The following is a 23,859-nucleotide window of genomic DNA, read 5'->3' as shown; positions in this document are numbered from 1 at the left end:
ATTCTCAGTTATTTAACTCGCGCCGAGTGCTTTTCTAAGCTGCACATCGGTGGGATCGACGGTGTTGAATGGCAATACAGGGATTCGATATTTTTTCGCCACTGCCGTGAAATTATCTATGGCTTGAACCACGCCTTTGGCAAATGCATCGCGTAACTGTGCTTCTTGGCCTGATACGGATAATTGCAATTGCCCATCGCTGAGTACCATCTTATTCAGCGTGGCTAAATCATGTTCCAATGGGTCGGTAACATGACACAACACCACATCGTTGTGCTGACACAAAGCCTTGATTTGCTCTTCGCTTCGCTCGTTATAGCCGTAGCCATCGGTAATCAAGATCACTAACCCATCATGCTTAACCAACCTTTGCGCCTGATGAAACAATTTAGCGAACGAATTGGATTGGGTGTCTTGAGCCTTTCCCGCTTTGAGCTGCTGATTCTTACTCGCAATCTCATTGAGTATTTTGAGTACGTGATTTGCGCTGCGTTGCGGTGAAATAGGCAGAGCAGTGCTATCGTTATAAACAATGGCACCCACACGATCGGTACTGTCTATGACCTTCCAAGCAATCAAAGCTGCGATTTCTGCAGCAACCACAGATTTCATTCGACCTGTGCTGCCAAAGAACATGCTCGTGCGCTGATCGACCATGACATAAACGTTACGCTCGCGTTCTTCAGAGAATATTTTGACGTGTGGCTTGCCCGTTCTATTCGTCACTTTCCAATCCATGGTGCGAATATCGTCACCAATTTGGTAGTGACGCATCTCTTCAAAGTTCAATCCACGTCCACGTAGCTTAGATACATGACGACCCGTTAACGCACTGTTGATTGGCTGATTAGGCAGAAAGTCAAAGCCATGCGCTTTGTATTTCAACAATCGCAATGCCTTTAGATCGGTATAGATATCGGGATCAAGTGTTGGTTTCGTCTCCATGGTGACCTCTCGCGTTACGCTACTGCAACTTGAGACAAAATCTCGTCGATAACTCTGTCTGAACTGATGCCCTCGGCCAGTGCATCGTAAGACAGAATCAGACGATGGCGCAGAACCCCATGAACCACTTTACGAACATCATCAGGGTCGACAAAGTCCTTACCGTTTAGCCATGCCATCGCTCTTGAACATTTGTCTAACGCGATGGTTGCACGTGGGCTTGAACCAACACCAATCCATTGTGAAAGGGGAGATTCTGGGTACAACTCGGGTTGTCTTGTTGCCACCACAATCGCGACAATGTATTTAAGAACCGCGTCGCTACAATGAATGTCGCGTAGCTGATCACGAGCATCAAAAATGCATTGAGGATCAATGGGTGCGTGCTTCTCAGTGCTTGGTTTTTCCTCACTGCGAACCATCTTAATGATCTGCTCTTCGGCATCCGCATCTGGATAATCGAGATTTATTTTCATGATAAATCTGTCCATTTGCGCTTCTGGCAGCGGGTATGTCCCTTCTTGTTCAACTGGGTTTTGTGTTGCTAAAACCATGAATAGGTCAGGCAGTTTGTAAGTCTTACCCGCTACAGTGATTTGTCGCTCTTCCATCGCTTCTAACAACGCAGCTTGTACCTTTGCTGGAGAACGGTTGATTTCATCGGCCAGTAATAAGTTGTTGAAAACTGGGCCCGGTTGGAAGGTAAGCGTCGGTTTGCCATCAACGTCTTGATACACCTCTGTGCCTGTTACGTCCGAAGGAAGAAGATCCGGCGTAAATTGAACACGACCAAGGTCAACTTCTAGAGCAGAAGCCAATGATTTGATAGAACGAGTCTTTGCTGTTCCGGGTAATCCTTCTAACAGAACATTACCATTTGTAAGTAGCGCAACCAGTAATGTGTCGACCATATGCTGCTGGCCAATTACCGAGGATTCCATCTGCTGCTTTAGTTGGTTTATAGAGTCTAACGTTGGGTTCATTTGCTTACCTATTGACTAATTAATCAAGTGAGATTCAGGTCACCAGATGGCGAAAAGATAAATATTGTTAGTTAAAGCAACTATTTAAATCACCTTTGCTAAGGGTAGTCGAAAATAATTTCGACATACGCGATCAACATATCTTTGTTAAAGACTCACCTTGGAAATACTGAATTGCATGGTCTATAAATAGGCTACTGTATTGTTTGTATTTTAATCAAGAATAAAGGTTGATAAGTAACATTACTTCGCTGCATATCTCTTATACGGCGATGTCATTTGTGAATTTATGCTGCCTTGATAACATTGTTCACAAGTTGAGCGGTTAACGAACTAACTGTTCGAACAAAAACAAATGGACTATGTATTGATTTAGCGTTATCGATTTTATTAGAGGTCAACAATGAAAAAATTAGCATTAGTAGTTTTAGGTTTAAGCGCAGTTTCTCTTTCTTCTTACGCAGCTGAAGAAGTTTCAACTCTGACAGAGTTCTTCAATGCCGATGGTGAAGTGACTACCGTCGACAATTACGCGGTGTACGAAACGTCACGCCAATATTTGAAAAACCAAGAGCTTGTTGGCGTTAATAAATTCCTACACAAACGCGAACTCACGCCAACCGATAAACAGCCTGTGGTTCGAATGAACCGAGACACGTACTACTCAATGGCTGTGATTAACGTTTCACAAGGCGCGACGATTACGCTACCTGAGATTCCTGAAGGCAAATACATGTCGATGGAGGTGATTACAGAAGACCACCGCATTCAGCCAATGCAATACGGTTCTGGTACGTTTGATCTTTCTACTCACAGTGGCGACCACGTGTATGTCATCGTTCGTACTGATGCGACGTTCACCAAAGATGAAGTTCATAAAATCCAAGATCAGATGAGCATTGATGCAAAAGCAGACGGCGAATTCATGGCAATGCAAGTGGATGAGAAATCATTCGATGAGGTAGAGAAAAACCTTAAGATGGAAATGCCAAAACTACTAAAACGCGATGGTGCTCAGGCGACGTTTGGTATGTTTACCAGCCCTGAAGATGCTTCAAAAGAGATGTTTACCAAAGAGAAGTACGCAGTGGGTGCGGCTATCGGTTGGGGTGGCGCGCAGTTAGATGACAATATTTATGAAGTCTCTGGCAACTTCCCGGCAGACACTTGTCATCAGGCAACCTTTGATGACCCTAAAAACCAAGCGTTTTGGTCGGTAACTGTCTACAACAAGCAAGGTTTCATGTTTGGTGAAGTGGCGAATGTAAGCTCAAACACGGCTGAGAAAAATGCAGATGGCACTTACACAGTAAGCTTTGGTTGTGGTGATGATGCAGTCAACAACATCAAAACAGAGAACGATTCTGGTGTGTTTAACTTAGCTTTCCGTCATTACATTCCAAGCCAAAAAGTACGTGATGGATTCCGAGTGCTTCCTTACGTTAAAGCTGTGAACTAATGTTGCGATAGTCGCATAACGATTGATAGATACGCGCTATTACCCGTGGTAGTAGCGCGTTTTTTTATGGGTTCTATTTCATTTCTTGCTTTCTTAAGTGGAGAAACACAAAGTCCGAGTCAAAAATGGTCTAACTTTGGTTATACGCAGCGTGCCTCAGTTCAAATAAATCAATTAAACCTTCTTCCATCGATGCTTTCAGTTGCACCACGCATTAGTTCGAACTTAAACCCTCTGACACCTTATGTGACAACGCTTCCAGTTATCTTTGATACCTCTAAAGGGAACAAATACCACATACCTGCGTTATAAAAACCGATAGCCGTGGAGTGTTATGAGTCCTATTTGAGGTGTATAGTTATAGGTAATTCATTGGGTTATCGAATATTTAAGTTATCAAAAGATGTGTATGTCATGAAGAAAAACGGATTTACTTTAATGGAAATGATCGTGGTGATTATCATACTCGGAGTGTTGGCAGTAACTGCGGCTCCTAGATTTCTAGGTATTCAAGAGTCAGCAAGAGAAGCGGTACTTGAAGGTGTTGCGGGTGCGATGGAAGGCGTGATCACGCAAGTGACTTCTAAAGCTATTATCGCAGGGCTTGATCCTGACGCAACAAACCCAGGTGATCAGAGCAACTACGTAATCGATTTTGGTATCGGTAGAGTTGAAGTCGACTGGGGAACACTTTGCCCAGAAAGTGAAGGTGAATCAGGAGATGCCTTAAATATGCTCCAGTTCCTAACTTTGTCGGATGATGATAGCTTAACTTCAGAACTCGGTAATCGACACACTGTGGTTGGGTATGATTATGACTTTACTCAAGCAGAACTAGATAGTACGAATATAACAGACGCTGATCTAGAGCAACGTCAAGGTTGCTTTGTTCTTTATGACTCTTTTGGCCGAACCAATGGCAGCCAATGTCCTACTGAAGGGTGTGAGTGTACAGTTCGTATAGTTAACAACAACTGTTAAACCGAACACATCAACTGATTTATAGACATTCAATAAAAAAGCGCGTTATTCCCAAATGGGAATAACGCGCTTTTTTGTATTAGCTTATTTGTCTATCTTAGCTTGCTATTGCAACATCTGCTGGTGGCAAGTCACGCTTCTTAATTACGTATCGCAAGCGAAGCAACATCAATGCAGCTGATACGCTTAATCCCGTTAGAATGCCAATCCAAAAGCCTTCTTCACCCATTGCTGGAACAATGTGGTCTGTTAAGCCCAACACCATACCGAGTGGTAGTGCCAAGCCCCAGTAAGAAGCGATAGCTAAGATCATTGGGATCTTAGTATCTTTATAGCCACGTAATGCACCGTTAGCAGACGTTTGCAATGCATCACTGAATTGGTACATCGCGGTAAACGTTAACAATACCGCTGCCGTTGCACTTATCGCAGGGTCGGTGGTGTAAAGCCTAATGATCCACTCCGGGAACAGCAGGAACATCGCAACCGAAAGCAATGAAATTAACGCTGCAACCAAGATACCGACTTTGCTGCGTTCAATTGCGCCTAGTTCGTCTTTTTCACCTAAAGCGTGTCCAACACGAATCGTAATGCCAAACGAGATACTCATTGGAATAACGTAAGTCAGGCTCGAGATGTTAAGTGCAATTTGCGCTGCTGCTACGTTCTCAGCACCAATACGGCCAATCATCAGTGCGATTACCGCAAAGATGCTACCACACACTGCAATGTTCATCCCGATAGGTAAACCTAATCTTAGAAGGTGAAGCATCTCTTTTGCTTTTGGCTTCGCATCTGAAAAGTTGATGATGGTCTTGTAATGGTGATGACCTTTAATGTAGGAATACAGCACTCCCGACATTAGCCAATACACCAAGCTTGTTGCCCAACCACAACCCACAGCGCCCATTTCTGGGAAGCCGAACTTACCGTAGATAAGCACGTAGTTGACCGGAATATTCACCAACAAACCAACCACAGAAATGATCATTGGCACTTTGGTGTTGTTCATACCTTCACAGAAACCGTTCAAGGTGTAGAACAGGGCAATACCAGGCACACCGAAGGCTAGGGCAAACGCATAGTCACTGCCGATAGGGATGATCTCAGCGGCTACCCCAATCCATTCTAAAATCGGTTTCGCACTCACCAAGTAAGCGATAAGCAGCACGCTAGCAATTAATGCGAGCCAAACCATCTGGAAGAATTCAACAGAGATACTTTGAAAGTCACGTGCGCCACGGTGGTATGCAACAACAGGCGTTAACGCCATAATCACGCCACGCAGTAGCAGCAATACAGGAATCCAAAGGCTAGTGCCAAGTGCAATTGCGGCGAGATCGGCAGGGCTTACTTGGCCAGCCATTGTCGTATCGACAAATCCCATCGCTTGGGTAGCTATTTGAGTCAAAATGATTGGAATCGAAAGATGCATAAGCGCACCCGATTCACGAGTAAAAGGACGAAGTTTCGTTAGCATGGAAGTTCACAACACCAATATAAATACACGAATGATGGCAGGATGGCCGGTGTGCATTTTAGGATGTGCCCCGTTGGGCGGGCGACAATATAAACACCTTACCGTATAGGGTCAAGCATTGGATTTATAGAGTTTCACTTGTTCCGAGGTACGGATAGGTTCCGATGGTTACAACACGGGTTTAACGCGCGTAAGTTCATGATTTCTTGGGAATCATGCGAGGCAGTTAAATTATATATTTGCCACGCTAATCACTAAGTTGGCGATATGGGTTATTGTTATGGAAACGCAAAGGCTAGTACAATTGATAGCATAAGGAACTAGATGAAAATATTCTATGTGGTCATTGAATTTTTGTATCAATGGCCATGCGGGCTTTCACTTTGGATTTTACGTAACTATGGTACAAAACTACAAGGTAATTGATAGTACAAACGGTCGTACAAGAGGCTATTTAAAGGAAGTTTGTTTTAGGAATGATGAATTAAAGCAAAAAGTTGGTCTATGGAAATGGGCATTTTTAACGATCATTGAGATGATCGTCGGAGCCGAGCTTTTGGAAAGTTTAGTCACTACTGGATCAGTTCTTCCATATAGGAACTTGAAAAAAGGAGATAGTGAAGAATATGGAAATGAATTACACCTCGCTTTGCATATTCCTGCTGGCATAGTAACTAATTTATTGAGAAAGCAAATAATTGAGCTTTTATACTATAAATATTGTCTGCAGTATTTAATTTTAGATCCTGTTGGTGAATGTGATGTAAACAGTGAATCCAAAACCATAGACTGCTCTAGAACCAGGTTTAGGGCGAGGAAAAATGTTTTCTATCAATTCATTGCGTTGAGAAGAGTTTACGAACTATGTTGGCTTATTTTTAATATAGCGATCGATTTGCTGGTTTACCTAGCAACAACAGATATCAAATTTGTCTTATTATCAGCACTTACTGTAGAAGCTATAAGAAGGCTATTGCGTGTGTGATAGTTACTTAAATTCGTTAAGAGTATAATTAGTAGCCTTTTTCTAGCAAGATAGCTTGAAAAACGTTCGTTTAAGTGAACGCTAGGTCGTTTGCAAATTAAGGAGGCATTGTGGAAAGTCGGATTCCGTTACCAACAGATAATATTTATAAATTTTATGCGTTATTTGGCTTGTTATTGGTCGTTTTTGCGTCAGGAGCACTGTTGTTCGTCAATCAGTCATCGAATAATCTAATATATGAGCTTACCGTCGATCACCGAAAGTTGAGTAACACCCCTGAACAAGCACGCTCTTTGGAAGAAGAAGCTCGACTTCAAATTATTGAAAGTAAGCTACAAGTATCTAGTAGCAATAAAAACTTCTTCATCGCCTGCATTAGTGTGATTATAACAATTGGTAGTGTAATGGTCGGCTATGGATTTAGAACTTGGCATACGGTTATACAACCCTTGCAAGATGAAATAAGTCGACTCAATATTAAGAAACTTAAACAAGAGGTTGGTGAGGAATAATCACTAGGGAGATTCACACCAGTAATACCTTTCTAGGTTTTTTATATACGATAGTTTCTTGCTGTAAGCTTTGAGCATGGTCTAATGCCACAGAGCCAGTAGAAACACAAAAAGACCAATCCCAAGCGTGACCTTTAGAAGTAAGCCAAGAGGGGCTCCACCTTTTGGTGCTTTGTTACAACATCCCATAATTAATTCCTAATTCAGTGTTGGTTTAGATCAACCTTAAACCTTTCCCTTACGGTAAGGTCAATGCTTTATTAGCCATATAATCTGGAATCCGAAAAACAAAAAAGCGAACCAAGTGGTTCGCTTTTGTTTATCTAAAATCTACAAAAATTAGTCTTCGTAGTTGTCGATGCTTGGGCAAGAACAGATTAGGTTACGGTCGCCGTATACGTTGTCTACACGGTTAACTGTTGGCCAGTACTTCGAGTTCTTCGTTGCTTTCGATGGGAAGCAAGCCAGTTCGCGAGAGTAAGGGCGATCCCATTCTGCGCCTGAAAGGTCAACTTGTGTGTGCGGTGCGTTCACTAGAGGGTTGTTGTCTAGTGGCCATTCACCCGCTTTCACTGCTGCCATTTCGTGACGGATAGCGATCATCGCTTCACAGAAACGGTCTAGCTCTTCTAAATCTTCAGATTCAGTTGGCTCAACCATTAGTGTGCCAGCTACTGGGAAAGACATAGTAGGCGCGTGGAAACCGAAGTCCATTAGACGCTTAGCAATATCTTCTTCGCTGATGCCTGTGTCTTCTTTAAGTGGACGAATATCGATAATACATTCGTGCGCTACGCGGCCGTTAGTGCCACGGTAAAGAACAGGGTAGTGAGGACGTAGTTTTTCCATCACGTAGTTCGCGTTCAGAATCGCCACTTTAGTCGCGTCTGTTAGGCCAGGTTCGCCCATCATTGCAATGTAAGCCCAAGAGATAGGTAAGATTGAAGCACTACCTAGATCTGCAGCCGATACCGCGTAGTCTGATCCCTGTACACCGTTTTCGATGTGACCTGGTAGGAAAGGTGCTAGGTGCGATTTAACACCGATAGGACCCATACCCGGACCGCCGCCACCGTGTGGGATACAGAATGTTTTGTGTAGGTTCAAGTGAGATACGTCTGAACCGATGAAGCCAGGTGAAGTTAGACCTACTTGAGCGTTCATGTTCGCGCCGTCTAGGTAAACCTGACCGCCCGCTGCGTGAACTTGTTCACACACTTCTTTCACTTGCTCTTCGTATACGCCGTGTGTAGAAGGGTAAGTGATCATGATGCTTGATAGGTTTTCTTTGTGCTTCTCGATTTTCGCTGCTAGGTCTGTCATGTCGATGTTGCCATCTTCATCACACTTAACAACCACTACCTTCATAGAAACCATTGATGCTGTTGCAGGGTTAGTACCGTGCGCAGAACTTGGAATCAGACAAACGTTACGGTGACCTTCACCGCGACTTGCGTGGTAACGTTGAATCGCGATTAGACCTGCGTATTCACCAGATGCACCAGAGTTAGGCTGTAGTGAGAAATCGTCGTAACCAGTGATTTCACATAGCTTTTCTTTAAGATCTTTCGCTAGCGCTGTGTAACCCGCTGCTTGATCAAGAGGTGCGAATGGGTGAATTGAACCAAACTCAGGCCATGTTACTGGAATCATCTCAGCAGCAGCGTTCAGCTTCATCGTACAGCTGCCCAGTGGGATCATGCCGTGCGTTAGTGAGAAGTCTTTGTTCTCAAGCTGTTTTAGGTAACGCATCATTTGCGTTTCGCTGTGGTGCGTATTGAATACTGGGTGAGTTAGGAACTCTGATTCACGACGGCAGTTTTCTGGAATTGCTGCAAATTCGTTTGATGCAATGTCAGAAGATAGCGCTTGAACGTCTTCTTTCACGTCGAAGATAGCGAATAGGGCATTCACGTCGTCGACTGTGGTTGTTTCATCTAAGCTGATACCGATTTTACCAACAAGTCGACGAAGGTTGATGTCTGCTGCTTGCGCTTTTGCGTACAGTGCATCTGTCTTGTCTTCGGTGTTCAGCGTGATGGTATCAAAGAAGCTGTTGTTCGTTAGCTCGTAACCCGCTTTAGTCAGGCCTGCCGCTAGGATAGCTGTCATGTGGTGTGTACGACGAGCAATAGTACGAAGGCCTTCTGCACCGTGGTAAACCGCGTAGAAAGACGCCATGTTTGCTAGAAGTGCTTGAGCTGTACAGATGTTCGATGTCGCTTTCTCGCGGCGGATGTGTTGCTCACGAGTTTGCATTGCCATACGTAGTGCTTGGTTACCGTGAGTATCGATTGAAACACCGATTACACGACCTGGCATTGTACGCTTATGCTTTTCACGAGTACCCATGAATGCAGCGTGTGGACCGCCGTAACCCATAGGAACACCGAAACGCTGAGCCGAACCGATTACTACGTCTGCGCCCATTTCGCCCGCTGGCTTAAGTAGAGCAGAAGCAAGTAGGTCAGTTGCAACCGTTACAAGAGTCTTGTTTGCTTGAGCTTTCGCAATGATGTCTGTTAGGTCGCGAACTTCACCTGTTGTTCCAGGGTATTGAACCAATGCACCAAATACGTCTTGCTCTGGAAGTGTTTCAAGAGCACCAACCATTACTTCAAAACCGATGTACTCAGCACGAGTTTTAACAACTTCTAGTGTTTGAGGGTGAACATCGTCAGCAACGAAGAATACTTTGCTCTTGCTTTTGCCAGCACGCTTACACAGTGTCATAGCTTCGCCAGCCGCTGTCGCTTCATCAAGAAGAGACGCGTTCGCGATTTCCATACCAGTTAAGTCCATTACCATTTGTTGGTAATTCAGTAGAGCTTCAAGACGACCTTGAGAAATCTCTGGTTGGTATGGTGTGTAAGCTGTGTACCAGCCTGGGTTCTCTAAAACGTTACGTAGGATAACGTTTGGAGTGAATGTGTTGTAGTAGCCTTGGCCAATGAAAGTACGTTTCACTTGGTTTAGGTTAGCGATCTCTTTAAGAGAGGTCAGCATGTCCATTTCGCTCAATGGAGCAGCAAGTGTCATTGGTTTTTCAAGACGGATTTGTGCAGGAACCGTTTCGTCGATCAGTGCTTCTAAGCTAGTCGCGTTGATCGCTTCAAGCATTTTTTGCTGGTCTGCTTTATTAGGGCCGTTATGACGAGCAACAAACTCGTTTTGCGTACCCAAGTCTTTCAGTAATTGGCTTTGAAGTAATTCAGTCATGATATGTTCTACTTTCTCTCTGGAGCCGTGAGCTAGCCCCTAAAATTAAGCTGCTCCAAAAGAGCAGCTTTATCGTAATGAGGTTACCTATTAGTCTTCTTCGATAGAGCTTAGGTATTCTTCCGCATCTTTAAGGTTGTTTAGTTCAGACGCATCAGACATCTTCACTTTAACAATCCAACCACCTTCATAAGATTCTTCGTTAATTAACTCTGGGCTATCTTCTAATTCTTCGTTGATTTCTACGATTTCGCCAGAGATTGGTGCGTAGATATCAGAAGCTGCTTTCACTGATTCAACTAGAGAGAAGCTTTCGCCAGCTTCGATTTCGTCTCCAGTGTCAGGCAGGTCAACAAACACAACGTCACCTAGCATCTCTTGAGCGTGCTCAGAAATACCGATAGTCACAGTACCGTCACCGTTGTCTTTTACCCACTCGTGGCTGTCTGCAAACTTTAGTGTATTGTCCATTGCTTATTCTCCAAAAATTTATGAGGTTTTAATTTAAATCTTAAAAACGGTTTAACGGTAAAGAGGGAAGCGCTTGCAAAGCTCTTTAACTTGTTTGCGAACACGTTGCTCAACTTCAGCGTTGCCTTCAGGGCTTTCAACTAAGCCATCAAGTACATCGCCGATCCATTCACCGATAAGTTTGAATTCTTCAGTGCCAAAACCACGACTGGTTCCAGCTGGCGTACCTAAACGAATACCCGAAGTAATCATAGGCTTCTCTGTGTCGAATGGTATGCCATTTTTGTTACATGTGATCCCTGCACGCTCTAATGCTTCTTCCGTTACGTTACCTTTCAAGCCCTTAGGACGAAGGTCAACCAGCATTAGGTGCGTGTCTGTTCCGCCAGTCACAATGTCACAACCGCGAGTTTGCAACACTTCAGCAAGAACTTTTGCGTTGTCGATCACTGAATTAATATAAGTATTAAATTCTGGGCCAAGTGCTTCGCCAAACGCCACTGCTTTAGCCGCTATAACGTGCATTAGTGGGCCACCTTGAAGGCCAGGGAACACTGCAGAGTTGATCTTTTTGTTGATGTCTTCGTGGTTAGTAAGAATCATGCCGCCGCGTGGGCCACGAAGTGTTTTGTGCGTTGTTGTAGTCACAACGTGTGCGTGTGGTAGTGGGCTAGGGTGAGCACCTGTCGCGATAAGACCCGCGATGTGTGCCATATCGACCATTAGGATAGCACCAACTTCGTCAGCGATTTCGCGGAACTTAGCGAAATCAATAACGCGTGGGATAGCACTACCACCAGCAATAATCATTTTAGGTTGGCTTTCGATTGCTAAAGCGCGAACCGCTTCGTAATCGATTTCAAGTGTGTCGCGGTCAACGCCATATTGAACTGCGTTGAACCACTTACCAGACATTGCAGGGCGCGCACCGTGTGTAAGGTGGCCACCAGCGTCTAGAGACATACCTAGGATAGTGTCGCCAGGTTGAAGTAGGGCAAGTTTAACTGCGCCGTTCGCTTGAGCACCTGAGTGAGGCTGTACGTTTACGTATTCGCACTTGAACAGCTGTTTAGCGCGTTCAATCGCGATAGCTTCAACTGTATCTACGTGCTCACAACCACCGTAGTAACGACGGCCTGGGTAGCCTTCTGCGTATTTGTTGGTTAGGCAGGTGCCTTGAGCTTGCATTACTGCTTTAGAAACGATGTTCTCAGAAGCAATAAGTTCGATTTGTTCGTTTTGACGAGTGTTCTCTGCTTGTATTCCAGCAAATACTGCGTCGTCAGTCGCAGATAGGTTCGTAGAGAAAAAACTGTCTAAGCTATGGTTTTGGTAAGCGTTCATTGTCGAGACCTTTCTTTAAGCTAATGGTGATTGTTTTTATAGTCCATTAGGTCTTACGTTGATTTCTGCATCGGTATCGTTTGCGCTATATAGGTATAGATAAACGTGAATTGCGTTATAAATATACTCTTACAGCGTATAAGCGATCGTTGTAGGGTCAATGCAGCACGAATTGTTTCCCAAAAAGTTCGGGTAAAAAACAGCTCTTACAAATGTTAAATCTATCATTTGCTTCAAGCTGAAGTAGTATCTCTTCATCTAACAAGTCGATAACATAGCTCCGATAAAATCAATTTTCAACAAAAATTTCCAATAGGAAACAACTTTTCTTGTTTTGCTACGGGGAGCACGCTTTATTTCTCTGTGTGCTCTTTAATCAACAAAGCGCTTCATGCAACAATGAAATTAATAGACAGGAAGCAAGAAATTAATGAGGGACCTATGTCAGAAGACATTTATGATGAGTACCCATCTTTAACGTTGGCGAAGGAAACGTTAGACCAGAATATCGAACCACTTAGGCTTGGCCAGCGTATTAAAGATATCCGCGGCAAGCTTGGGATTACGTTAGAAGAAGCAAGCCAAAGAACAGGCTTGGCTCGCTCTACGCTCAGCAAAATCGAGAACGAACAGATCTCACCAACGTTTCAAGCAATGCAAAAATTGGCGATGGGTTTGCAAATAGATATGCCGCAACTCTTTGAGCCGCCGAGAAAAAAAGTGGCAACAGGACGTCGCGACTTAACCAAGGCTGGCCAAGGTAAGCCGCACCCAACACCGACTTATGAACATGAGCTGCTTGCGACTGAGCTTTCAAATAAGAAGATGATGCCGTTTAAGAGCCGCGTGAGAGCACGCACTTTTGAAGAGTATAATGATTGGGTGCGTCATGACGGTGAAGAGTTCTTAATGATCATCTCTGGCGATGTGATGTTCTACTCAGAATTCTACGAACCTGTGCCAATGAGTGAAGGCGATAGCATGTATTACGATGCCAATATGGGCCACATGCTGATTTCGACCAGTACAGAAGATGCACTCATTTTGTGGGTGACTGCAAAATAAGTTAACAAACTTAGAATTTCTTATAGTGAATGCAAACGTTTGCTTTTGTTTCGAACGTTAGCCAACAGACGCGATATTGATGTGAAAATCATCAATATCGCGTTTTTGTATGCATCTATAAATTGTTTTTAAATTGTTAAATGTCACATTTTGAGCTGTTTTAATCTTGTTAAGGGTGTAAAACTCACTCAGGCTTGTTTATTATAGTAAACACGGTTTACTCATGTTGATTGAAGTTTACTGAAGTGAATTCTTAGAAAGTGAGTTGTATGGAATTTGTACAGCTATTCATATTTATAAAGCTAACAATATAAGCCTATATAAAAGACATCACTTTTTACTATCTACTGTTTCTAACGTTAATCCGTATCGTTAGAGGCGACTCTAAATAGAGATATAAGCGGCAGACTTGATTTTGGACAGCCTGCAACGCTTCATGGAGAATAAAATGACTCAAGAACACGCTAATCAAGACCTACTAAAAACACCACTGCACGCACTTCACGTTGAAGAGGGTGCGAAAATGGTTCCTTTCGCTGGCTACGATATGCCAGTTCAGTACCCACTAGGTGTAAAGAAAGAGCACTTACACACTCGTGACGCTGCCGGTCTTTTTGATGTTTCTCACATGGGGCAACTTCGTCTACATGGTGCGAACGCAGCTGCTGTCTTAGAATCTTTGGTTCCTGTAGATATTATCGACCTTCCTTCTGGTAAACAGCGTTACGCGTTCTTTACTAATGAGCAGGGCGGCATCATGGATGACCTTATGGTTGCAAACCTAGGCGATCACCTATTTGTTGTTGTGAATGCGGCTTGTAAAACACAAGATATCGACCACCTTACTGCGCACCTTCCAGCTGACGTAGAGATGGAAGTGATTGATGACCGCGCTCTATTGGCACTTCAAGGCCCTAAAGCATCTGAAGTTCTTGCTCGTTTCCAACCAAGCGTTGCAGACATGCTGTTCATGGATGTTCAAAAAGTCGATATCGATGGCGTTGAATGCATCGTGAGCCGCAGTGGTTACACGGGTGAAGATGGCTACGAGATCTCAGTACCGAACGATCACGCTGAAGCACTAGCGCGTAAGCTGACTTCAGAAGCTGAAGTTGAGTGGATTGGCCTTGGTGCTCGTGACTCACTTCGTCTTGAGTGTGGTCTATGTTTATACGGTCACGATCTAGATACAACAACAACACCAGTCGAAGCTAGCCTCCTATGGGGCATTCAAAAAGTGCGTCGTACTGACGGTGAACGTGCAGGCGGTTTCCCTGGCGCTGATATCATCCTTGAGCAAATCGCGACTAAAGACGTTCAACGCAAGCGTGTTGGTCTTGTTGGTCAGACTAAAGCACCAGTACGTGAAGGCGCTGAGCTGTTCGATGCTGAAGACAACAAAATTGGCGTTGTAACAAGTGGTACTGCGGGTCCTAACGCGGGCAAGCCTGTTTCTATGGCTTACGTTCGTACTGACCTAGCGGTTATTGGCACTGAAGTATTCGCTGAAGTTCGTGGCAAGAAGCTACCTATGACAGTAGAAAAAATGCCATTCGTACCTCAACGTTACTACCGTGGCTAATCTCTTTTAAGAGAAACCACAAAGTTAAATGAAAGCCTATTGTTTGCTTCTCTTTACTGGGAAGCCTAACGGTAGGCTTTTTTGTTTTTGGTAGCGTATGTTTTTGCGAGCGTATAAGGTTTAGCGTTACCCACAAACAACGGTTACTTAAAATTCGTTTATAAAATGAGATATGTGGCGATATCGTTACAAATACTTACTATAATCACGGTTGTGACGTGTTATGGTGACGATTCATCATTTTTGTAAATAAGTAGTAGGGGTTACAAGGAGTTAACTATGAACGTAAACCATACAATGAGTCCGGTTCGTAAAGCCGTTTTAGGGCTTTTAGCGCCATTGATTTACACATCAAGTGTTATGGCAACGGAAAACACGGACGAAAGTACTCCTGATGTGGGTGTAACACCTTATATTGTGAATGGTAGCGACGCTACAGTAGCTGAGTTTCCTTCGATGGCGAGCCTGTTCATTGATCGTATTGATTATGACGGTGTTTACTCAACAGGCCCTTACTGTGGTGCGACTATCTTAGATAATTACCATGTATTGACAGCGGCGCACTGTATTTACGGTGATGAAAGTGTACAACTGTTTACCGTGGTTGTACCTCAATTGGAAGATACTTCTTTATTCCCTAACGGAAACATTCCTAAAGTACGAGTATCAGAGGTGTATTACCGAACTGATTATTCAAATAGTATCAATCAACTGTTAAGAAATGACATTGCGATTTTAAAGTTAGAAGCTTCCCTCAACCTTCCGTCTTCTGCTGAAACTGCTATTCCCCAATTTGATACATATCTTAATGTCGCGAATGATTTCGTTGCTGTTGGTCATGGCGACATAGAAACTGATGTTGAGGGTATAACATTGCTACAACAAGTTGATTTGACTTACGTAGACACTGCGAACTGTAAAGCTGTCTTTGGTCCGTTAGTCACAGACAAACAAATTTGTTTTAATGGTGATGGACCGGATAACGGTTTATATGGTGGTACATGCCAAGGTGATTCTGGCGGACCGGTGTTTTGGAAAAACGGCTCAACTTATGAGCAGGTTGGCATAACAAGCTTTGGGCCGACTACTTGTGGTGCGGGCATCGGTGTTACATCGGTCTTTACCGAGATATTTGATTATAAAGATTGGATTACGGATGTAACTAACGGTGTAATCGATAGCACAGAAACTGTCCAGTTTACCGCGACAGAGGCAAAACGAGTTGCTGTTGCTGGTACAAGCTCATCTGGTTCAGGCGGCAGTGGAGGCAGTGTGTCGTTTGGCTTGCTAGGCGCGTTGATGTTGCTCGGTGGGTTTAGAAGAGCGATGTCTCGTTAGATACCCACGTCTTCATGTTATCTAAACAAACGGCCAGTCATTCAACTATGACTGGCCGTTTTTGCTTTGTTCTGTTTGTTTAAGCCGTTGAAAGGTTTAAGCTACTCGTTGATACTAATTGGTTACACACTCAGTACAGTAGACGCTTTTCTACTGTATCTTTCGACAATCACATCCATCTCTTTTACTGCGTCGTTGATGCTTTGAATACCGCTCTGTGCGACACCTTTTTCATTTTGGTTCAGAGCAGAAAAGGCCTGCTTCAATTCTTTCTCTTCCAACATACTTCCGTGCAAAAGCACTTCTTTGTAAGTCAGTAGCCTATGCTGCACTGCAATAATTTCTGAGCGGGTATTGTCCGTTTCTAATGCGTGCTTAATGCAAGGAAATGCCAATTTATAACGATTCGCAATTTCCAATATGACGTCTTTCTTATTCGCAATTTGCAATTTTTCTAATTTCCCAACACTTGAATACTCAAGTTACCTAGCCTGTACGTTCACAACTGATATCAGTGTGAAGGTTTATGAAACGTAACGTTTTTTATCAAGCGAATAATATGCCTTTGATGGCTTATGTAAACCATCACAAGTCAATATGGTCTGCTTCTTGCTGAATTTAGGACATAACTGTCTTTTGATGATGAGCTTATGTCACAAGAACCCATAATAATGGCGCTGATTGAGCGTAGGAAGCAAGCCAACTTGTCTCAAGAAAAGTTAGCCTCGAGTGCAGGAATGAGCTTAAAAACCTATCAAAGGATTGAACGCGGTGAGGCGGACATCAAGATGTCTCAGTATCGTTCAATCACCAGAACATTAAAAGTGACGGATTTGGATGTGGTACTTGATATTGTTGGTGCATCACAAGCGACAGCGGAAGATGTAGCGGCGGTCAGTCGTCTGCTGACCAGCGAAGAGCGCCTGTTGTTGATCAAGCTGATTTTGTCGGTCAAAAAGAAGCAGTAGTCTTTCTTTCAAATAAACAGCGTAATGGATCTATTCGTTAGTTAAATTGACAGATATTTCTAGGATAATGTGTCCACTGAGTGCATGATGCCATCAGCTCACTCTTCCACGCAGCTGTTTGGTGGTGCTATTTCACAGAGAGTTATGGGAAACGTATTACTACTTAATGAGATTTTAAGCCCCAAGGTGTTTGCCTATGGGGCTTTTTAGTTTTTGATAAAAGGGTCGGGCAATGGTTTTGGCTGTGTAAATAAAGGAAGGTGGAGAAGTAAGATTAAACAATAGCTTATTTATGATATGTGTATGACGCATTACTGTTATAGATCTATATCATTTGTGCTCATTTCATGGTGGTTGATAACCTACAAATACTGAAGCGCAGGGATGTTGCTTAAATTCGTAAATTACAACTTAAGGCAACTTACTATGAAAAAGATAACTTTGATCGTTCTTACTCTTGGTCTGACATCTGGCTTAGCAATGGCTGAAGATTCAGGCTGGCGCTTGGGGGCTGGTGTAGGCTTTAACTCTCTAACTTCTACACAGAACGGTACAACTACACAAGAAGATGGTGATGTTAAAAGTTTTGATTCTGAGTCTGGTCAGTCTTTTGTCATCGAAGCTGGTTATGATATTAACAAGATCGTTGGTGTCAAAGCTTCAATAAGTAAAGGTACGGCTGAATCTACCAGCAATAAAGTAACCCCTGATGGAACCACTTACGTTGATAACAACGACTATGAATCAACAACGATGACACTATCTACGGATATTGGTTACACTTTCCAAACTCAGTATCTAGATGTAAAGCCTTACGCTGAATTCGGTGTAGCTGTTAACAGTACTGATATTAGTGAAATTGATTACGGCTTATCTCCTGATGGCGCTATTGGAGAAACAGAGAGCGATAGCAGTACTGCTGGTGATACAGCAGGTTTTGCTGGTGTTGGTGTTCGTACTACATTTAACAACGGCATCTACGCAGACGTTAATGCGCTTAAATACGATGCTGATAACAGTCTAGACAACGAGGTTCAAACTCGCCTAACTGTTGGCTACAAGTTCTAATTGAACTTTCGAAATCTATTTAAGGTAGCTGGGGGATACGCCTAGCTGCCTTGTTGTTTAGGCAATTTCAAGAATTGAGTTTTAGGTTTAAGCTTACTTTAGTGAAAGCTAACTAAATAAGACCGAAATGTCATTTAGAGATATCTAGCTTCTAGAACTCTTCGTCTTATTGGGAGGCATATAAATCAATAGCGAAAAGAAACAAACTACTGAACTTTACCTCTTAGGGATTTAGTCTGAGCTTTTCGTTTCTTGGCATCGACTCTTCGCTTTTGGGAGTTGCGTGTAGGTCTAGTCGCTCGTCTCACTTTTTGAACTTTTGTTGCTTCCAAGATAAGTTCTTTCAAACGCACTAAAGCGTCATCTCGGTTTTGTTCCTGCGTTCTATACTGCTGCGCCTTAATGATAATCACGCCATCTTTAGTGATGCGGCTATCTTTGTGTGCTAGGAGCTTTTCTTTATAGAAGTCAGGTAGAGTGGAGTGCTTGATATCAAAACGTAAATGTATCGCGCTCGATACTTTATTGACGTTCTGACCGCCGGCTCCTTGTGCTCTGATCGCTGTTAACTGGAGTTCCCAGTCTTGAATCGAAACAGAGTTAGATATTTGTAACATAAACATCCATTTTGAACAGTAATATGGCGCCATGATACTGAATATTGGTTATGGTATCAGTAACTTTATTAAAGAGTGGTAGTAGTGATGAAAATAGATTTAACGGCATATGAAGGATTAATCTTTGATATGGACGGTACGTTGATCGATACAATGCCTGCACATGTACAGGCTTGGCAGCAAACGGCGGAAGAGTTTGGCTTTCATTTTGAAGCGTCTTGGCTGCATAGCTTGGGTGGCATGCCGAGTTATAAGATAGCCGGTGAGGTGAACAGCAAATACGGTTTATCGCTCGACCCACAAGCGGTCTCTACGTTTAAGATGGCGTCGTTTGCAGCTATTGAAGACAAAGGTGACGTTATCCCTTGTACTCACTCTCTGTTGTTAGAGCATCTGGGTAACAAGAAGATTGCAGTCGGGACGGGTAGTCAACGTAAAAGTGCCGAACAGTTACTGGATAAGACAGATATCTTGAGTAAGCTCGATATGCTAGTGACAGCAACTGACGTTAAGAATCACAAACCAAATCCGGATACTTTCTTGGATGCGTGTTTTGGTATGGGTTTGCAGCCAAAGCAGTGTGTTGTGTTTGAAGATACCAACCTAGGTAAGCAGGCTGCTCATGCTGCGAACATGGATTGTATTCTGGTGGTAGAAGGGAACAAACTAGAGTTCTATCCAGCACCAAGCTGATTGAAAGGATTGGGTTGTTAAACCGCCAAACTGATAGCCTAGCGGAACAATATCGATTTTCTGTTAGGCGATTTCGCTCATTTCGCTGTCTAGGAATAAGCAAACACTGTTTCGGCCTGCTGCTTTGGCTTCATAGAGTGCTAAATCGGCGCACTTGTAGTTAAGAGCAGGGTCGTTGGTCAGGTTGGTGATTCCGCCACTGACCGTCACCACGTTATCGAGTTCAAGGCTGACAGCAATTCTCAGTCTGTTGAGAACGTATTCAGCTTCTTCCGTTGTGGTATGAGGTAGAATAACGCCAAATTCTTCACCACCAATGCGAGCCACAAAATCAGTTTCTCGGCACTCTCGTTGTAATACCTGAGCAACGGTTTGAATGACTCTATCACCATAATCATGACCAAATCTGTCGTTGATGCGTTTGAAGTGGTCTATGTCCAAAATCGCTAAGCAAGATTGTTCGCGAGTAGGGTATCTATTCACACGAGAACACTCATCTCGCAGCTCAAGATCGAACTTACGGCGGTTCCAACACCCAGCTAAGGCATCTTTTTCACTCAGGTTTCTCAGTTTGTTTTCTAGCTCTTTGTGTTTACTGATATCCACAAATGAAGCGACATAAAACTGAATCACGTCTTTCGAATCTTTGATGGTTTGGATTCGCAGTATTTCCGTGATCAAAGACCCGTCTTTGCGACGATTAACCACTTCGCCTTCCCACATGCCTTTCTCTTTGATGATGCTCCACATCTTGATGTAGAACTCTTCGTTGTAGCGACCAGAAGCAAACATGGACGGTTGGCGGCCTTTTACGTCTTCTAACTCGTAGCCACTCACACGGGTGAACTCTTGGTTTACCTTGATGATTCGGTTGTTTCTGTCGGTAATCACCAAGGCAGACATGCCATTCATCGCAGCCTTAGCAAGTTGGCTCTCGATACTGTTCTTCTTGTGGTTGCTGTTCCACAATACGAAGCCAGCGGAGATCATCGAAATCAAGAAAGATAAGGTGATGATCTGAACGATAATCGCTTGTTTTTCTTGTCGGTATTGACTGCTGAAATGCTGATTTTCAATGTGAAGAACCATGTAAATAGGGCCTGCAAACTGCTTTATCTTTGGGCTGATGTCAGAGTGGAAATACCAGTTCTTACCATCGAAATAGCTAGACGAAGAGTTGGATTGAATGTCTTTCCAAAGCGCCGGATATAGCTTTGCGTATGTCTTGTCTGAACGTGACTCTAAAACATGTCCAAATGATTCAGCCGGATCGGGGCCCATGATGACATGGCCAGTTTTATTTAGAATGACCGGGACTGCAGCTGAGTCTCCGATTTGGTAATGAAGACGCTTGTAAATCTCAAGCATGTTTAGATTTGCAATGAAGTAACCAATGATTCGATTCCCTTCAGCGACTGGCGTCATAATGCGAAGCGCCGGCGTTAACGGGTGAATGATTTCTCCATTTTCCATTTCTAGGTCAATGCCTCTAGAGCTGACATCGCCAATCTCTAACTTCTGAAGCATCTTGTAGTAATCTCGAGAGGATTTGTTTTGCAGTTCGTTTTCTGGGACGACAGTTGCTTGACCGTCTTTGTAGTTAACGCGGAACACTTCGTTGCCGGCTAGATCGAGATAACGAAGCTGGGAATAGTATTTTTGGCCACGAGCTAACATCACCCAAAGATCTTGCAGGGTTTCTTTATGGATAATAGAAGGTTCTTGAATCGCTCGGAGTAGTGTTTGAGAGTCGGCGATAGAAGGAACAGCGTTAGATATTTGCTCAACAATAACAGCGAGCTCATGAAAGCTGTATTCGATTTGGTTCTGACTGGACTGTTTGATATTTAGCGTGTGCTGAGCTTCAACCCTGTCGAATTCAGAGTTTATGTAGAGGGCAGGGACTAGTCCTAGGGCAAAGATGGTACATAGAAATTGGCTGACTAGTTTTTTTATACTTGTATTCATCACTGTCCTCAAAGAATCAGCGCAATACTATATATTTTATAAGGTTTTTAATGTGATCTTGACCCAGAAGTTAAAACAAGATTCGCATATAACTACGATTTTAGTGCAACTTTTTGCACTTGGGCTTGATTGTTGAGCAATCACTTCGTTAGGGAATGATTGCTCAATATAGAACACCGCTCTGAAAATTGAGCCAAATTAATCGCGATTAATTTCCATTTATCTAGCTAAGGCCGACGATATTTCCATTACTATCAATATCTAACGACATGAACGCCGGTTTATCAGGCAAGCCTGGCATAGTCATCACATTGCCGCACAACGCGTAAATAAAGCCAGCACCAGCACACAGTTTTAGTTCTCTAACAGGCACGTCAAATTGGGTAGGTGCACCTTTTACGTGTGCTTCTGTCGAGATCGATAGCGGTGTTTTTGCCAAACAAACCGATAGGTCGCTATAGCCATGCAGTTTGAATTCAGCCAGTTGTTTTTTAGCCAGTGGAGATAGCGAAATACTTGCCGCGCCATAGCCAACTTCAACGACTGCCATCAGTTTTTCTTCTAGGCTTTGCTCTGAGTGATACAAAGGCGTAAATTCACTCTGTTTTTGGCAAGCTTTTACCACGGCGTGAGCCAGTTGAGTCGCCCCTTCGCCACCTTGACCAAATGCTTCGCTTACTTCAACGCTAACGCTTGAGTCGAAGTCGGTGATCATCTGTTTCAAAGCATTGAGCTCTTGAGCTGAGTCTTGTGGGAATCGGTTAATCGCAACAACTGTAGGCACTTGGTATTGCTTAACGTTGTTGATGTGCCATTTTAGGTTCTCAAAGCCTGCAATTAGCGCGTCTTGGTCATCATTAAAGATTGAATCTGGTAATGGAGTGCCCGGTCTCAAATCGTATAAACCAGAGTTGGCCTTTAATCCACGTAATGTTGCAACAACCACAGCGCAATCGGGCTTTTTGTTCGACGCTTTCGCTTTTATGTTGCACGCTTTCTCAAAGCCCATGTCTGAGCCGAAACCACCTTCGGTCACGACAAAGTCACTCAGTTTTAACGCTATTTTATCGGCAATAATTGAAGAGTTACCATGTGCAATGTTCGCGAAAGGCCCGGCGTGAATTAGGATCGGAACGCCTTCAAGGGTTTGCATCAATGTTGGTTCAATAGAATCCTTCATTGTTACGGTCATTGCGCCTGCGACGTTGAAGTCATCTGCGGTTAACGGCAAGCCTTGTTTGTTGTAAGCAAGTACCACTCGTCCGATTCGCTTTCTCAAATCTTGAAGGTCATTGGCTAGAGCAAGGATAGCCATCAGCTCTGAAGCTGCTGAGATATCAAATCCATCTTCTCGCTCAAAGCCGTTAATTGTCTTGTCTGCTTCGTTCTTGCCAACTGTGATCATGCGTAATGCGCGATCATTGTGGTCAAGTACACGTCGCCAAACGATTCTGCTTGGGTCGATATCCAGTGCTTTTAAGCCTGAGCGTGCTTCAAAGGCTTCTAAACCTTCACGCTGTTCATGATACAAACGTGCATCAATGGCGGCAGAGGCGAGGTTGTGAGCGGCCGTAACAGCATGAATATCGCCTGTCAGATGCAGGTTTAATTGTTCCATAGGGGCAACTTGAGAGTAACCACCACCCGCAGCACCGCCTTTTACGCCAAATACCGGACCCATTGAAGGCTGGCGAATGCAGGCCATGGCCGATTGGTTAATCTTTGCGAGGCCTTGTGCCAATCCGATAGTAGTGACGGTTTTGCCTTCACCAAGAGGTGTCGGTGTGATCGCCGTGACTACGACTAATTTACCATCTTGTTGGTTGGCGAGGCGTTCAAGTGATGTGAGAGACACTTTTGATTTGAATTGCCCTAATGGCTGATGTTCGTTGTGGTGCAGGCCAGCTTGCTTGGCAACCTCACTGATGTTTTTAAGGGGAGTAGAGCGACAAATATCAATATCAGACAGCATATTTGATCCTTATATCAGAACCGAAAGGTGGTACGTAAACGTTTGCGTGGCGATAGTACTGTATAAATTTGCCAAGTAAAGGCAAACCACACGAATTATGTGCTGGAAGATAACAGATCTAAAGAGTCATTGCGCGAGATCAAATCTTAAACGAGCAAAATATTCGATCTGATTACCTTGAGCTGCAGTTATATTGGTGTTGAATACAA

20 protein-coding genes are annotated in these 23,859 nt (G+C 43.6%); 10 read left to right on the top strand and 10 right to left on the bottom strand.

Annotated elements, in window-relative coordinates; translation table 11 throughout:
- Window positions 1-12: 12 nt before the first annotated feature.
- Both MSG34_RS19085 and MSG34_RS19080 read right to left on the bottom strand, forming a co-directional pair.
- Window positions 13-945, bottom strand: coding sequence for a DUF58 domain-containing protein (locus MSG34_RS19085; RefSeq protein WP_248339055.1), 933 nt, complete (start codon window positions 943-945; stop codon window positions 13-15).
- A 14-nt stretch (window positions 946-959) separates the two neighbouring features.
- Entirely contained in the window at window positions 960-1,928 is a 969-nt protein-coding gene (locus tag MSG34_RS19080; protein WP_248339053.1) for a MoxR family ATPase, read from the bottom strand.
- A gap of 403 nt (window positions 1,929-2,331) precedes the next feature.
- On the opposite strand from MSG34_RS19080, the gene MSG34_RS19075 reads away from it, so the two are divergent.
- Window positions 2,332-3,387 (top strand): DUF1254 domain-containing protein, encoded by a 1,056-nt coding sequence (locus tag MSG34_RS19075; RefSeq protein WP_050646387.1) that lies wholly within the window; start codon window positions 2,332-2,334, stop codon window positions 3,385-3,387.
- A 414-nt stretch (window positions 3,388-3,801) separates the two neighbouring features.
- Window positions 3,802-4,368: a type II secretion system protein gene (locus tag MSG34_RS19070; protein ID WP_282449756.1), complete on the top strand. Its 567-nt coding sequence runs from the start codon at window positions 3,802-3,804 to the stop codon at window positions 4,366-4,368.
- Between the two features lie 97 nt (window positions 4,369-4,465).
- Here the strand turns inward: MSG34_RS19070 and MSG34_RS19065 are convergent, their stop codons facing one another.
- Window positions 4,466-5,848: an MATE family efflux transporter gene (locus MSG34_RS19065; RefSeq protein ID WP_248339051.1), complete on the bottom strand. Its 1,383-nt coding sequence runs from the start codon at window positions 5,846-5,848 to the stop codon at window positions 4,466-4,468.
- A gap of 337 nt (window positions 5,849-6,185) precedes the next feature.
- Between MSG34_RS19065 and MSG34_RS19060 the strand changes: the two genes are divergently transcribed.
- Together MSG34_RS19060 and MSG34_RS19055 are read left to right on the top strand one after the other, a co-directional pair.
- Window positions 6,186-6,833: a hypothetical protein gene (locus MSG34_RS19060; protein ID WP_248339048.1), complete on the top strand. Its 648-nt coding sequence runs from the start codon at window positions 6,186-6,188 to the stop codon at window positions 6,831-6,833.
- Window positions 6,834-6,943: 110 nt separating this feature from the next.
- Window positions 6,944-7,345 carry a hypothetical protein gene (locus tag MSG34_RS19055; RefSeq protein ID WP_076645343.1) on the top strand — a complete coding sequence of 134 codons (402 nt, stop codon included), beginning with the start codon at window positions 6,944-6,946 and terminating at the stop codon, window positions 7,343-7,345.
- 339 nt (window positions 7,346-7,684) lie between these two features.
- On the opposite strand, the gene gcvP is transcribed toward MSG34_RS19055, so the two are convergent.
- From gcvP to MSG34_RS19040, 3 genes are all read right to left on the bottom strand, one after another.
- Window positions 7,685-10,564 carry an aminomethyl-transferring glycine dehydrogenase gene (gene gcvP / locus MSG34_RS19050; RefSeq protein WP_248339046.1) on the bottom strand — a complete coding sequence of 960 codons (2,880 nt, stop codon included), beginning with the start codon at window positions 10,562-10,564 and terminating at the stop codon, window positions 7,685-7,687.
- A 90-nt stretch (window positions 10,565-10,654) separates the two neighbouring features.
- Window positions 10,655-11,035: a glycine cleavage system protein GcvH gene (gcvH, locus tag MSG34_RS19045; RefSeq protein WP_004730871.1), complete on the bottom strand. Its 381-nt coding sequence runs from the start codon at window positions 11,033-11,035 to the stop codon at window positions 10,655-10,657.
- A 51-nt stretch (window positions 11,036-11,086) separates the two neighbouring features.
- Entirely contained in the window at window positions 11,087-12,379 is a 1,293-nt protein-coding gene (locus tag MSG34_RS19040; protein ID WP_248339044.1) for a serine hydroxymethyltransferase, read from the bottom strand.
- A 441-nt stretch (window positions 12,380-12,820) separates the two neighbouring features.
- Here MSG34_RS19040 and MSG34_RS19035 point away from each other — a divergent pair, with 441 nt between their 5' ends.
- From MSG34_RS19035 to MSG34_RS19025, 3 genes are all read left to right on the top strand, one after another.
- The gene (locus MSG34_RS19035; protein ID WP_017064652.1) at window positions 12,821-13,444 is read left to right on the top strand and encodes an XRE family transcriptional regulator; all 624 of its coding nucleotides are present in this window, start codon (window positions 12,821-12,823) and stop codon (window positions 13,442-13,444) included.
- 448 nt (window positions 13,445-13,892) lie between these two features.
- The gene (gene gcvT / locus MSG34_RS19030; RefSeq protein WP_048608440.1) at window positions 13,893-15,026 is read left to right on the top strand and encodes a glycine cleavage system aminomethyltransferase GcvT; all 1,134 of its coding nucleotides are present in this window, start codon (window positions 13,893-13,895) and stop codon (window positions 15,024-15,026) included.
- Window positions 15,027-15,305: 279 nt separating this feature from the next.
- Window positions 15,306-16,364 (top strand): trypsin-like serine protease, encoded by a 1,059-nt coding sequence (locus MSG34_RS19025; RefSeq protein ID WP_248339042.1) that lies wholly within the window; start codon window positions 15,306-15,308, stop codon window positions 16,362-16,364.
- Between the two features lie 122 nt (window positions 16,365-16,486).
- Here MSG34_RS19025 and MSG34_RS19020 read toward each other — a convergent pair whose 3' ends face one another.
- Entirely contained in the window at window positions 16,487-16,813 is a 327-nt protein-coding gene (locus MSG34_RS19020; RefSeq protein WP_086773878.1) for a hypothetical protein, read from the bottom strand.
- A 201-nt stretch (window positions 16,814-17,014) separates the two neighbouring features.
- Here MSG34_RS19020 and MSG34_RS19015 point away from each other — a divergent pair, with 201 nt between their 5' ends.
- Window positions 17,015-17,332, top strand: a complete 318-nt coding sequence (locus tag MSG34_RS19015) for a helix-turn-helix domain-containing protein (RefSeq protein WP_019822198.1) — start codon at window positions 17,015-17,017, stop codon at window positions 17,330-17,332.
- 426 nt (window positions 17,333-17,758) lie between these two features.
- The gene (locus MSG34_RS19010; RefSeq protein ID WP_248339040.1) at window positions 17,759-18,400 is read left to right on the top strand and encodes an outer membrane beta-barrel protein; all 642 of its coding nucleotides are present in this window, start codon (window positions 17,759-17,761) and stop codon (window positions 18,398-18,400) included.
- A 206-nt stretch (window positions 18,401-18,606) separates the two neighbouring features.
- On the opposite strand, the gene arfB is transcribed toward MSG34_RS19010, so the two are convergent.
- Window positions 18,607-19,017, bottom strand: coding sequence for an alternative ribosome rescue aminoacyl-tRNA hydrolase ArfB (gene arfB / locus MSG34_RS19005; protein ID WP_050620793.1), 411 nt, complete (start codon window positions 19,015-19,017; stop codon window positions 18,607-18,609).
- A gap of 87 nt (window positions 19,018-19,104) precedes the next feature.
- Between arfB and MSG34_RS19000 the strand changes: the two genes are divergently transcribed.
- On the top strand, window positions 19,105-19,710 hold the full coding sequence (locus MSG34_RS19000) for a beta-phosphoglucomutase family hydrolase (RefSeq protein ID WP_248339106.1): 606 nt from the start codon (window positions 19,105-19,107) through the stop codon (window positions 19,708-19,710).
- Between the two features lie 63 nt (window positions 19,711-19,773).
- Here MSG34_RS19000 and MSG34_RS18995 read toward each other — a convergent pair whose 3' ends face one another.
- Complete coding sequence (locus tag MSG34_RS18995) at window positions 19,774-21,678, bottom strand: diguanylate cyclase (RefSeq protein WP_248339038.1); 1,905 nt, start codon at window positions 21,676-21,678, stop codon at window positions 19,774-19,776.
- 223 nt (window positions 21,679-21,901) lie between these two features.
- Window positions 21,902-23,650: a formate--tetrahydrofolate ligase gene (locus MSG34_RS18990; protein ID WP_248339036.1), complete on the bottom strand. Its 1,749-nt coding sequence runs from the start codon at window positions 23,648-23,650 to the stop codon at window positions 21,902-21,904.
- Window positions 23,651-23,859 lie beyond the last annotated feature (209 nt).

Origin of the sequence: Vibrio sp. 1CM2L (genome assembly GCF_023161695.1) — a bacterium.
Taxonomy (GTDB): domain Bacteria; phylum Pseudomonadota; class Gammaproteobacteria; order Enterobacterales; family Vibrionaceae; genus Vibrio; species Vibrio coralliirubri.
This window is presented reverse-complemented; position numbering and strand designations above follow the sequence as displayed.

Coding starts and splice junctions, on each gene's coding strand:
- MSG34_RS18990 (WP_248339036.1), bottom strand. CDS start 23,650: ATGCTGTCTGATATTGATATTTGTCGCTCTACTCCCCTTAAAAACATC.
- gcvT (WP_048608440.1), top strand. CDS start 13,893: ATGACTCAAGAACACGCTAATCAAGACCTACTAAAAACACCACTGCAC.
- MSG34_RS19000 (WP_248339106.1), top strand. CDS start 19,105: ATGAAAATAGATTTAACGGCATATGAAGGATTAATCTTTGATATGGAC.
- MSG34_RS19075 (WP_050646387.1), top strand. CDS start 2,332: ATGAAAAAATTAGCATTAGTAGTTTTAGGTTTAAGCGCAGTTTCTCTT.
- MSG34_RS19040 (WP_248339044.1), bottom strand. CDS start 12,379: ATGAACGCTTACCAAAACCATAGCTTAGACAGTTTTTTCTCTACGAAC.
- MSG34_RS19080 (WP_248339053.1), bottom strand. CDS start 1,928: ATGAACCCAACGTTAGACTCTATAAACCAACTAAAGCAGCAGATGGAA.
- MSG34_RS19015 (WP_019822198.1), top strand. CDS start 17,015: ATGTCACAAGAACCCATAATAATGGCGCTGATTGAGCGTAGGAAGCAA.
- MSG34_RS19065 (WP_248339051.1), bottom strand. CDS start 5,848: ATGCTAACGAAACTTCGTCCTTTTACTCGTGAATCGGGTGCGCTTATG.
- MSG34_RS19035 (WP_017064652.1), top strand. CDS start 12,821: ATGTCAGAAGACATTTATGATGAGTACCCATCTTTAACGTTGGCGAAG.
- gcvH (WP_004730871.1), bottom strand. CDS start 11,035: ATGGACAATACACTAAAGTTTGCAGACAGCCACGAGTGGGTAAAAGAC.
- arfB (WP_050620793.1), bottom strand. CDS start 19,017: ATGTTACAAATATCTAACTCTGTTTCGATTCAAGACTGGGAACTCCAG.
- MSG34_RS19085 (WP_248339055.1), bottom strand. CDS start 945: ATGGAGACGAAACCAACACTTGATCCCGATATCTATACCGATCTAAAG.
- gcvP (WP_248339046.1), bottom strand. CDS start 10,564: ATGACTGAATTACTTCAAAGCCAATTACTGAAAGACTTGGGTACGCAA.
- MSG34_RS19060 (WP_248339048.1), top strand. CDS start 6,186: ATGTGGTCATTGAATTTTTGTATCAATGGCCATGCGGGCTTTCACTTT.
- MSG34_RS19010 (WP_248339040.1), top strand. CDS start 17,759: ATGAAAAAGATAACTTTGATCGTTCTTACTCTTGGTCTGACATCTGGC.
- MSG34_RS19070 (WP_282449756.1), top strand. CDS start 3,802: ATGAAGAAAAACGGATTTACTTTAATGGAAATGATCGTGGTGATTATC.
- MSG34_RS18995 (WP_248339038.1), bottom strand. CDS start 21,678: ATGAATACAAGTATAAAAAAACTAGTCAGCCAATTTCTATGTACCATC.
- MSG34_RS19025 (WP_248339042.1), top strand. CDS start 15,306: ATGAACGTAAACCATACAATGAGTCCGGTTCGTAAAGCCGTTTTAGGG.